The organism is Lysobacter antibioticus, from assembly GCF_001442535.1.
GTDB lineage: Bacteria > Pseudomonadota > Gammaproteobacteria > Xanthomonadales > Xanthomonadaceae > Lysobacter > Lysobacter antibioticus.
In genome coordinates this window covers 3,317,251-3,329,734 of the sequence record NZ_CP013141.1, presented here as the reverse complement: position 1 = coordinate 3,329,734, position 12,484 = coordinate 3,317,251, and the positions used below count along the sequence as shown (strand labels likewise).

The 12,484-nt window shown below is 67.1% G+C and carries 1 protein-coding gene (cut by a window edge); it reads right to left on the bottom strand.

All coding sequences use genetic code 11. The features are described 5' to 3' along the window. Positions 1-12,168 carry the 5' portion of an autotransporter-associated beta strand repeat-containing protein gene (locus GLA29479_RS13345; protein WP_057971884.1) on the bottom strand. 24 nt of this gene lie to the left of the window's left edge, so 12,168 of the gene's 12,192 nt are visible here — the first part of the coding sequence; the start codon lies at positions 12,166-12,168; its stop codon lies off the left edge, out of view. Between the last annotated feature and the right edge of the window lie 316 nt (positions 12,169-12,484).

Sequence of the window (12,484 nt, the reverse complement as noted above, 5' to 3'; positions counted from 1 at the left end):
GACTTCCTGCAGGTCGGTCGCGCCCGGGCCGGTGACGTTGAGCGTGCCGGTGCCGGTCTTAGTCACGCCCTCGAAATTGACCAACGCACCCAGATCAGCGGTCAGATTGATGTCGTAGACGCGCGTGTCCAGACCGGCGCCGCCGTCGACCGTACCGAGCACGGTGGTGCCGTCGTGGACGACGAAGCGGTCGTCGCCGTCGCCGAGGGCGAAGACGCCGCCCAGCGTGTCGAGGGTGCCGACCACATCGAGCACGTCCTCCCCCGCGCCGAGATCGCCGCTGGCCAAAGCCGTGCCGTTGACGGTCACGGTGTTGGCGCCGGCGCTGCCGCTGATCGCGGCGGCGATGCCCGCCCCTGCGTCCAGGCTGCCGTCGACGGTCAGCGAAGTGTCGTCGCCCATCGCCACGGTCGGCGTGCTCAGCGCGCCGGCGACCGCCAGCTCGCCACCGTTGATCGCGGTGCCGCCGCTGAAGCTTTGCGTCCCGGTCAAAGTCGCGGTGCCGATGTTGTTCTTGCTCAGGAACTCGAAGTTGACCGTGTTGGCGGCGTCGAAACTCAGCGCGCCGGCATTGTTCAGCACCACCGTATCGCCGCTGCCGTGGCCGCCGCCGTCGACGAGGTTGTTCAACACCGCGCCGTCGTTGAGGGTGAGCGTATCGTCGCCGGCCGCCAGGTCGATCGTGCCGCTGCCGGCGACCGTGCCGGACACATTCATCGTGTCGTCGCCGGACGAACCGGAAAAGTTGCCGTCGACGTTCAAGGTCGCGCCGTTGGCGACCGTGGTGGTGACCACGCCGCTGACGCTGCCGGCGGCACCGACGTCGAGCGTGCCGCCGTCGACGTTGACGGTGGTGAAGTCCGACGCGGCCGGGCCGTCGATGTTCAGCGTGCCGGTGTTGGTCTTGGTCAGGGTCTCGAAGTTGATCGCACCGCCGAGGGTCGCACTGCCGGCGAGATCGGCGATGAAGCTGTCGATGCCGGTGCCGCCGTCGACCGGATTGCTCAACCCGGACAGATCGGCGCCGTCCTGGATGGTGAAGCTGTCGTCGCCGTCGAGCAGGCTCAGCGTGCCGGGCCCGGCGACCGTGCCGGCCACGGTCATGGTGTCGCTACCCGTAGTGCCCGTGTAGCCGCCGTCGAGGCTCAGGATCGAACCGCTGGCGATCACGGTGTCCTGCGCCGCGACGGTGGCGCCCGCGGCGACGTGCAGGGTGCCGCTGAGCACGTCGACCTCTTGCAGACTGGTCGCACCCGGGCCGTTGATGTTGAGCGTGCCGGTACCGGTCTTGGTCAAGCCTTCGAAGTTGAGTAGCGCGCCCAGGTCGGCGGTGAGGTTGATGTCGTAGACGCGGGTGTCCAGACCGGCGCCGCCGTCGACGGTGCCGACGACCGTAGTGCCATCGTGCACGGTGAAGACGTCGTCGCCATCGCCCAGTCCGAACGTACCGCCCATCGTGTCGAGCGTTCCGGTCACGTCGAGGACGTCGTTGCCATCGCCCAGGTCGCCGGTCGCGAGCAACGTCGCGCCGGCCGCCACGTTCACGGTGTTGACGCCGGCGCTGCCGGTCAGCGTCGCCGCGGTACTGCCGGCGCCCTGCAAGCTGCCGCCCACGTTGAGCACGGTGCCGTCGGCCAAGGCCACGGTCGGCGTTTCCAGGGCGCCGGCCACGCTCAGCGTGCCGCCGTTGAGGGTAGTGCCGCCGCTGAAGCTTTGTGTCCCGGTCAGGGTCGCGGTGCCGGTGTTGTTCTTGCTCAGGAATTCGAAGTTGACCGTGTTGGCGGCGTCGAAACTAAGCGCGCCGGCGTTGTTCAGCACCACCGTATCGCCGCTGCCGTGACCGCCGCCGTCGATGACGTTGCTCAGTACCGCACCATCGTTGAGCGTAAGCGTATCGTCGCCGGCCGCCAGGTCGATCGTGCCGCTGCCGGTGACCGTGCCGGACACGTTCATCGTGTCGGCGCCGGTCGAGCCGCTGTAGCTGCCGTCGACGTTCAAGGTGGCGCCGCTGGCCACGGTGGTGGTGACCGCGCCGTCGATGCTGCCGGCCGCGCCGATGTCCAGGGTGCCGCCGTTGACGTTGACCGTGGTGAAGGCCGATGCGGCCGGGCCGTCGACATTCAAGGTGCCGGTGTTGGTCTTGGTCAGGGTCTCGAAGTTGATCGCACCACCCAGGGTCGCGCTGCCGGCGAGATCGGCGATGAAGGTATCGATACCGTTGCCGCCGTCGATGGCATTGGACAGCCCGGACAGATCGGCGCCGTCCTGGATGGTGAAGCTGTCGTCGCCGTCGAGCAGGCTGAGCGTGCCGACACCGGCGACCGTGCCGGCCACGGTGAAGCTGTCGTTGCCGGCGGTGCCGCTATAGCTGCCGGCCACTTGCAGCGTACTGCCGCTGGCGATGGTGGTGTTCTGCGCGACCACGCTGCCTGCGGCAGCGACGTTCAAGGTGCCGGCCGCCACATCGACCGTGATGAAGTCCGAACTCGCCGGGCCGTTGATGTTGAGCGTGCCGATGCCGGTCTTATTCAGTGTCTCGAAGCCCTGCACCGCGCCGAGGTTGGCGATGGTCGCGATGTCGGTGTTGAGGGTGTCGTTACCGATCCCCGCCGCGACCGTACCCACGAGGTTGGTGCCGTCGTGGATGCTCAGGGTGTCGTCGCCGGCACCGAGGGCGAAGATGCCGCCTCCGGTGTCCAAGGTGCCGAACACATCGAGCACGTCGCTGCCATCGCCCAGGTCGCCGGTCGCGAGCAGCGTCGCGCCGCCCGCCACGTTGACGGTGTTGACGCCGGCGCTGCCGCTGATCGCCGCGGCGATGCCCGCCCCTGCGTCCAGGCTGCCGTCGACGGTCAGAGCGGTGTCATCGCCCATCGTCACGGTCGGCGTGCTCAGCGCGCCGGCGACCGCCAGCTCGCCGCCGTTGATCGCGGTGCCGCCGCTGAAGCTTTGTGTCCCGGTCAGGGTCGCGGTGCCGGCGTTGTCCTTGCGCAGGAATTCGAAGTTGACCGTGTTGCCGGCGTCGAAACTGAGCGCGCCGGCGTTGTTCAGCACCACCGTATCGCCGGTGCCATGACCGCCGCCGTCGACGAGGTTGTTCAACACCGCGCCGTCGTTGAGGGTGAGCGTGTCGTCGCCGCCCGCCAGGTCGATCGTTCCGCCGCCGGCGACCGTGCCCGATACGTTCATCGTGTCGGCGCCGGCCGAGCCGCTGTAGCTGCCGTCGACGTTCAAGGTGGCGCCGCTGGCCACGGTGGTGGTGACCGCGCCGGCGATGCCGCCAGCCGCGCCGATGTCCAGGGTGCCGCCGTTGACGTTGACCGTGCTGAAGGCCGATGCGGCCGGGCCGTTGACATTCAAGGTGCCGGAGTTGGTCTTGGTCAGGGTTTCGAAGTTGATCGCACCGCCGAGAGTCGCGCTGCCGGCGAGATCGGCGATGAAGGTATCGCTGCCGATGCCACCGTCGATGGCATTGGTCAGCCCGGACAAGTTGGCGCCGTCCTGGATGGTGAAGCTGTCGTCGCCGTCGAGCAGGCTCAGGCTTCCCGCGCCGGCGACCGTACCGGCCACGGTCAGGGTGTCGTTGCCGGCGGTGCCGGTGTAATTACCGGTCAGGTTCAAGGCCGCGCTAGTGGCGATCGTCGTGTTCTGCGCGACCACGGTACTGAGCGGGTTGGCGACGTTCAGGCTGCCGGCCAGCACATCGACCGTAGTGAAATCCGAAGTTCCCGGCCCGTTGATGTCGAGCGCGCCGACGCCGGTTTTGGTCAGGGTCTCGAACTCCCAGGCGATACCCAGCTCGGCGCTGGTCGTGACATCGGCGTTGACGACATCGTTTCCAGCGCCGCCAATCAGCAGGCCTCCGATGCTCGCACCGTCGCGGATAGTCACTGTGTCGTCGCCGCCGCCCAGGTGGGCGTCGCTTCCGCCCACGTTGATAGCGCCGGCCACATCGAGCACGTCGTTGCCGTCGCCCAGCCCTATGTCGCCCGATACGGTCGCGCCGGCCGCGACGATGATGGTGTTGATCCCGGCGCTGCCTTCGATGAAGTCGCCGGTCCCAGAGGGGACCTGCAAACTGCCTTCGACATTGAGCACGGTGTTGTCGTCCATTTCGACGGCCAACGTGTTCAGACTCCCTGCGATGGTCAGCATGCCGCCATTGAGATGGGTGCGTCCGCTGAAGACCTGCGCCCCGGTCAGGGTCGCCTCGCCGCTGTTGTCTTTTTGCAGTGTTTCGAAGTTGCTGGTATCGCCGGCGTCGAGGGTGAAGGCACCGGCGTTATTGAGGACCACCGTATCGTCGCCCCCGGCACCGCCATGGACCAGGTTGTTCAATACCGCGCCGTCGTTGAGCGTCAGCGTATCGTTGCCGCCGCCCAGGTCGATCGTGCCGCTGCCGCTGACCGTACCCGACACAGTGAAGCTGTCGGCCAATGCGCCGCCGCTGTAGCTGCCATCCACGTTGAGCGTCGCACCGCTGGCCACCGTGGTGGTCAAGGTGTTGCCCGGCGCCGCGATCACGCTGCCGCCGGCGCTCACGTTCAAACTGCCGGCCACGACGTTGACGGTGGTGAAGTCCGAACTCGCCGGGCCGTTGACGTTGAGCGTGCCGGCACCGGTCTTGCTCAGGGTCTCGAAGCCCTGCACCGCGCCGAGGTCGGCACTGGTCGCGATATCGGTGTTGAAGGTGTCGTTGCCGGCTCCCGCGATCACCGTGCCGAGGATGTTGGTGCCGTCGTGGATGGTCAGGGTGTCGTCGCCGGCGCCCAGATCGAAGCTGCCGGTGCCCGTGTCGAGAGTGCCGGCCACATCCAGCAGGTCGCTGCCGTCGCCCAGGTCGCCATTCGCCAGCAAGCTGCCGCCGGCGCTCACGGTCACCGTGTTGGTACCGGCGCTGCCGGTAATCGCCGCCGCCGTGCCGACGCCCGCCTGCACGCTGCCATCGACGTTGAGTGCGGTGCCGTCGGCCAAGCTCAGGGTCGGCGTTTCCAGAGCGCCATCCACGCGGAGGGCGCCGCCATCGATGGTGGTGCCGCCGCTGAAGCTCTGGGTTCCGACCAGCGTCGCCTCACCGACGTTGTTCTTTTGCAGCAACTCGAAGTTGGCCGTGTTGCCGGCGTCGAAGATCATCGCATTGAGATTGTCGAGCACCACGCGGTCGCCGCTGCCGGTGCCGCCGCTGATCGCGGCGGTGAGCAGCGAGCCGTCTTTGAGGGTCAGGGTGTCGTCGCCGCCGCACAGGTCGATGGTGCCGCTGCCGGACACCGTGCCGGACACCGTCATGCTGTCGTTGTTGGCACCGCAGCCGTAACTGCCGTCGACATTGAGCGTCGCGCCGGCGGCCACGGTCGTGGTCAGGGTATTGCCCGGTGCCGGAACCACACTGCCGCTGGCGGTCACGTTCAAGGTGCCGGCCAGCAGGTCGATGACGGTGAAGTCCGAACTCGCCGGGCCATTGACGTTGAGCGTGCCGACGCCGGTCTTGCTGAGGGTCTCGAAGCCCTGCACCGCGCCGAGGTTGGCGCTGGTCGCGATGTCGGTGTTGAAGGTATCGGTGCCGAGCCCGGCCGCAACCGTCCCTACGATCGTGGTGCCGTCGTGGATGGTCAGGGTGTCGTCGCCGGCGCCGAGCGCGAAGGTGCCGCCGCCGGTGTCGAGGGTGCCGGCCACGTCGACGACATCGGCGCCGTCGCCGAGATCGCCGTTCGCTAACAAGCTACCGCCGGCCCCCACGAACACGAAATTGGTGCCGGCGCTGCCGGTGATCGTCGCCGCGGTGCCGACGCCCGCCTGCACGCTGCCGTCGACGCTCAGGGCGGTGTCGTCGGCCAAGGCGATGGTCGGGGTGGTCAGGCTGCCGTCGATGTCGAGCACGCCGCCGGCGATGGTGGTGCCGGCACTGAAGCTCTGAGTGCCGGTCATGCTGGCGATACCGCTGTTCTGCTTGATCAGGCTTTCGAAGCCGGCGGTGGCGGCGCCGTCGAAACTCAGGGGCGAAGCATTGTTGAGCACCAATTGATCGTTGGCGCCGCTGCCGCCGTCGACGCCGCTGCCGCCGATCGTCGCGCCGTCGTTCAAGGTCAGCGTATCGCTGCCGGCGCCCAGGCTCAGCGCTGCGGCGCCGGTGTTCAAGGCGCCGGCCAAGGTCAGCGTGTCGCTACCGTCGCCGAGGTCGCCGTTGGCGGCGAGGCTGGCGCCGGAATTGACCGCGATGGTGTTGACGCCGGCGCTGCCGGTGAGCGCAGTCGGCGCGGGGCCGGCGGCCTGCACGCTGCCGTCGATGTTCAACGTAGTTCCGTCGGCCATCGACACGGCAGAGGTATCGAGGGCGCCGTCCACGTCCAGGGTGCCGCCGTCGATCGCGGTGCCGGCGCTGTAGCTCTGGTTGCCGGTGAGGGTCAGCACGCCGCTGTTCTGCTTGGTCAGGCGCTCGAAACCTGCGACGCCGGTGCCGCCGAAGGTCAGCGGCAACGCGTTGTTGACCACCAGGTTGTCGGCGCTGCCGGCGCCGGCGTCGACGCCGGCGCCGACGATGGCCGCGCCGTCGTTCAAGGTCAGGGTGTCGTCGCCGGCACCCAGATTCAGGGCGGCCGCGCCGGTATCCAGAGTGCCGGTCAGGTTGACCGCGTCGCTGCCGTCGCCGAGGTCGCCGTTACCGCGCAGGGTCGCGCCGGCATTGACGTTGATCGTGCTGGCGCCGGCATCGCCGCTGAACAACGCCGGTGCGGCGCCGGAGGCCTGTACGGTGCCGTCCACGTTCAAGGCGGACGTGCCGGTCATGGCGATGGTGGCGGTGTTGAGCGCGCCGTTGACGTCCAGGGTGCCGGCGCTGATGGTGGTGGCGCCGATGTTGTTGCCCAGCGACGTCAGCGTGGTGGTGCCGGTGCCGATCTGCGCCAGGGTGCCGGGGCCGCTCAGCGTGCCGTTGAAGTTAAAGGTGTCGCTGCGGTTGATCGACAGGGTCGAAGTCGCCGAATCGACGATCACGTTGCCGGCGCCGGCGTTGCCGGTGGTGCCGCCGTTGCCGATCGTCAGATTGCCGTTGTTGATGACGGTGTTGCCGGTAAAGGTGTTGTTGCCGGTGAGAACCCAGGTGCCGGCGTCGTTCTTGGCCAGAGTGGTCTGGCCGGTGCCGTTGTCGCCGATGGCGCCGCCGAGCGTGTTGTTGCCGGTATTGGTGCCGCCTAGCGCGATGGTGCGCGCAGCGTTGGTGCCCGACAGGGTCACCGCACCGGTGTTGGCGAAGTTGACCGCGCCGGTGCCCGAGGATTCGATGAAGGTGACGCCGGGCGCCAGCGTGAACAGACGGTCGGTGGTGTCGCCGGCACCGGTGTAGCGCAGGGTCGAGCCGTTGCCGATCACCAGGTTAGACGCCGCACTCGAGGAAGCGCCGATGCCGCTCGCAGTGCCGCCGTTGGCCAGTTGGCTGACGCCGAGCACACCGCCGCTGATGGTCGTCACGCCGGTGTAGCTGCTGTTGTTGTTGGTCAGGATCCAGGTGCCGGTGCCGGTCTTGGTCAACGAAGTGGCGCCGGTGCCGTTATTGTCGAGCTGGGCCGACAAGGTGTTGTTGCCGGTGTTGGTGCCGGTGAGTGTCAAGGTGCGCGCGGTGTTGGTGCCCGACAGCGCGATGGCGCCGGTATTGGTGAGTTGCAATGCGCCGCTGCCCGATGCATCCAGGGTGCCGCCGCCGGCGCCCAGCGTGAACAAGCGGTCGCTGCTGGTGGCTGCGCCGGTGTAACCCAAGATGGCGCCGCCGTTGATCACCAGATTGCTCGCGGCCGAACTGCTGGCGCCGATCGCGCTGTTGCTGCCGCCATTGGTCAGGCAATCGACCGACAAGGCACCGCCATTGATGGTCGTAGTGCCGGTATAGCTGCTGTTGCAGCCGGACAGGCGCTGGTATTGCGCACCGTTCTTGACCAGGTTGCCGGTGCCGCTGATGTTGCCGGCGTAGACGCTGCCGCTGGTGACGTTACCGTTGCCCGAGCTGATCGTCAGCGTCTGTGCGCCGAGATTGATGTTGCCGCCGGTGGTGCCGCCGCCTTGCAGCCACGTGAACGTCTGGTTGAAACCGCTGGCATCCAGGGTGGCGCCGGCCGTGTTGGCCATGTCCAGGTAGCCGGTGCCGAAAGCCGTGGCCGAACCGGCGCGCAGGATGCCGCCGGTGACCTGGGTACCGCCGGTATAGGTGTTGTTGCCGGACAGCACCAGGGTGCCGAGACCGTCCTTACGCACGGGGGCCCCTCCCACCACCGTTCCGCTGAAACCCAGGGTGGTGGCTGCATTGGTTACGTCGATGGCGGCCACGCCGGTCTGCGAGGTGAATCCGCGGTCGATGCTGACGCTGCCGCCGGTGTACCGGAGGATGCCGGTGTTGAACACCAGATTGGACGAGGCGCTGGACGAGGCACCGATGCCGCTGGCCAAACCGCCGTTGGCCAGGCAATTGACGCTGATCGTTCCGGAGTTGAGGCTGGTGGCGCCCGTATACGTGTTGTTGCAACCGACCATGGTCTGGGCGGCAGCGAACCCGCCGCCTTGCGTGTAGCCGCCGCTACCGCTGATGACGCCGCTGAAAGTTCCGCCGATGACATTGGAGGTCAGCGTGGCGGAACCCAGGGTCACGTTGCCGCTGCCAAACAGCCCCCCGATCGAGGTATTGAAACCGTTGATATCCGCCGTGGCGCCGGCGGCGACGCTCAAATTGTTGTTGGCGTTGCCGAACGCCTGGGTGGACCCCGCGCGCAGCGTGCCTGCATTGACCGTGGTGCCGCCCGTATAGGTGTTGGTGCCGGACAGCACCAGAGTGCCCGGACCTTCCTTGCGCAAACCGTCGTCGCCCACCACTGTGCCGCTCACGGTCAGCGTGGTCGCGGCATTGCTTACGTTGACGCCGCCGCTGCCGCCACCCGCCGCGAGGTTGCCGACGGTAAAGCCGCGGTCGGTGCTGGTCGTCCCGCCCGTATACATCAACGTGCTGTTGTTGAGGACGAGATTGCTGGAAGCGTTGCTCGAAGCGCCGATGCTGCTGACCAGCCCGCCGTTGGCCAAGGTGGTAACCGACAAGGTGCCGCCGTCGACGCGGGTAATGCCGGTGTAATCGTTGCCGGCGTTGGTCAGCGTCAGCGTACCGGGCCCGGTCTTGGTCAGGTTGGCGCCGTCGGTACTGGTGACCAGGCCGCTGAAGCTCAAATTGGCGGCAGCGTTGGTGACGTCGATGCTGCTGCCCAGGATCGCGCCGGATTTGGCGATGGTGAAGCCGCGATCGCTGCTGGTGGTAGCGCCGGTGTAGCGCAACGTGCTGCCTTCCAACACCAGGTTGGACGAAGCGGCGGACGAAGCGCCGATACTGCTCGCCGCGCCGCCGTTGGCGATGCTGGCGACCGACAATATTCCCTGAGAGACGTTGGTGCCGCCGGTATAGCTATTGGCGGCGTTGCTCAGCGTGACCAAGCCGGTACCGGCCTTGGTGAAGCCGATGCTGCCGCCGTTGTCGACGATCTGCGAGGCGATGGTGAAGTTGCCGGTGCCGTTCTGCTGGATACCGAGCGTACCGCCGCCTACCATGCCGGTGAGCGAGCCGCCGGTGATCGTCTGGTTGTTGGCGCCGACCGACGGCGCGACGATGATGGTCCCATCGATGCCCAGCGTCTGGCCGCCGGCGACGGTGACGGTGGTGGTCGCGTCCGGCGTAGTGAACTGCAGGCCGCCGAGCTGGGTATTGCTGCCGACCGTACCGAAAAAGCTGTCGGCATCGGCATCGCTGTCGGAGATGAATTCGCCGGTCAACCAAGTCGACGCGTCGTCCTTGTCGGTGTAGTCGGCGTCGGTGAAGGCGAGGATGTTGCCGCCGACCACCTTGGCGTAGTCGGTGCCGTTGACCGTGGCCCAGCCGCCCAGGAGGGTGTTGGTCGTGGTGATGTTGCCGCTGCCCGGCAGATTGAAGTTGATCAGTCCGCCGGTGCGGGTGATGGCGCCGAGGTTGACGGTCATGCTGCCGCCGGCACCCGAGGTCGCACCGATCGTGTTGTTGCCGGCGACGACGTTCAAGCCGTTGAAGGTCTGGGTATTGGCCTCGCCGGCGGCGCCGACCGCATTGAGGGTGCCGCCGCCCATGGTCAGGGTCGAGGCGCTGGAGATGATGTCGCTGGCGGGCCCGCCTGCGCCGGCGAAATCCAGCCGCAGCGTGCCGCCGTTGACCGTAGTCGCTCCGGTGTAGGTGTTGCTGCCGGTGAGGACCTGGGTGCTGGCCCCGTTCTTGGTCAGGCCGCCGGTGCCGGTGATATTGCCCGCATAGCTGGTGTTGACGGCTGCGAGCGCATCCAGGGTCAGCGTGCCCGATCCAAGGTCGACGATGCCGCCGCTACCGGCCAACGAGGGCAACGTGATGGCCAGATCGTTGAGGTCCAGGGTTCCGCCATTGACCACCGCGCCGCTGCTCGCTCCGAATGCCGTCGTGGTGCCTGCGCGTAAGGTCCCGCTATTGACGGTGGTGGCGCCGGTGTAGGTATTGATGCCATTGACCACCCAGGTGGACGCCCCGCTCTTGGCCAAGCCGCCCGTACCGGAAATGACGCCGGAGAAGACGTTGTCGGCGCCGACGAAGCTGCCGCCGAGCGTACCGGTGTTGCTAAGGCCCAAGGTGCCGCTGAGCGCCAGCGCCCCGGTGCCGTCGCTGTTGATCGTACCGTTGTTGAGCCCCCAGGCGCGGTTGCTGGCGGCACCGGCGCCGGTGTAGTTCAGCACGGCATTGGTGATGCCGATGGCGCCACTTGTACCCAGCGAACTGGCGATACCGGTGTTGGCAAGCGTGCTCGCCATCACCGTCACGTTGCTGATGCTGGTGGTGTTGCTGGTGGTGTAGGTATTGGCTCCGCCGAGCGTGATCGTGCGATTCGTGCCGCCGCCCGTCAACGTGAAAAGGGGTTGGTTGCCGCTGATGATGCCCGATAACACCAAGTCCGCGCTCTGCGCGCTGAAGAAAGTGCCGCGCTGGGCGAAGGCGCCATTCGCGTAATTGCCCACGATGTTGCCGGTCAACGTCAGAGTGCCGGTGCCCGCATTGGTGATACCGGAATTGCCGAAGAAGCGCGAGGTAATGCTCCAGTTGCGGTCGGAGGTGGAGCCGCCGCCGGTGTAGATCGCGGTGGTTCCCGAGTCCCCGGGATTCAACGTTATCGTGCCAGCGGCCACCGTGGTCGGCGCGCCGAGTGCGCTGGGCCCGCCGTTGACATTGGCGATGGAGCTGAAGGAAAAAGAACCGTTGGCGGTCAGCGCCGTTGGCCCGGTGTAGTCATTGGCATTGTTGGTCAGCGCAATGCCGTTGCCCACGTTGAGGCCGCCGGCTCCGGTGAAGCGCGCCGAACCGGCGCCCCCGCCGATGAACCCGGTACCGCTGGTCAGCGTGACTACGCGGCTGGCATTCAACGCGCCGGTGCTCGACAAGCCAGTGCCATTGGCCAGCGTGATGCCGTTGCCTGCCGCACCGAGCGCGGCGTCGCCGTTGACGAACAACCAATTGCTGCCGATAACGTTGACGTTACCGCTGAAGGTATTGACGCCGTTGAGGGTCAAGTTCCCGGAACCGGCCCTGGTCAGACCCGCAGTTCCGGCAATGACCGAATTGATGGTGGCGTTGACGCCGCCATTGACCGTGATGGTGGGCGTGACTCCCCCCAAGGTCAGAGTGCTGCCGTTGAGCGTGTAACCGGTGGTCTCGAAGGTGAGGTTGTGCGCGGTGATCGGCACGCCTAAGGTCACGGTGCCGGCGGTGCCGCCGAAGAACGCATCGTCCAGCGCGGCGTTGTTCCAGGCGCTGTAGGGGCCGCTCACGCCATCGCCGTTCGGGCTCCAGAACGCGCTGCTCGTGTTCCAGGTGCCGGTGCCGCCTCGGCCGATGGCCGTGCCGTTGACGTCCCAGAACCGGTTCGCGGCCTGTACCGGCGCGAACAGAGACAACAAGGCCGCGAACACGCCCAACTGCAAGGGCCAGTTGCGCGCAGGCGGCGAGCCTTCGACTTGATCGCGATCGAGCACCAACTCGTATGCCCGGCCGCGCTTGTCGGCCCCTCCCCTGCTCTTGCCGCGGCTGGTGGCGAGCTCGGAAACGACCACCCACGCGTTCAGCGCCTGCGACCAGAGGATGCGGAAAATGCGGTTCATAGATTTCTCCGTGGGACTCGCGTGCGCAGGACGGACGAGGGGCCGTCGACTACGGCGACTACATCGATAACAGTCGTCAGATACGAACTGGGTCGAAGTGCTGGATGGATCGGCAGGGTTTCGTACAAGAAGGCAGCGAAGTACGGCCAAGTTCGGCGATACGCTGAGCGGAAACCTTCGCGAAACGAACAACGCGGGCGGCTTGGAATCGGAACCAGCGGCGAGCGGCGACACAATGCGGAGCACTGCGATGACGCCGACCTCCCCTGTTCGGACAAGCGCTATCGGCTGATGTCGAAGAGACTTCTACACCCGA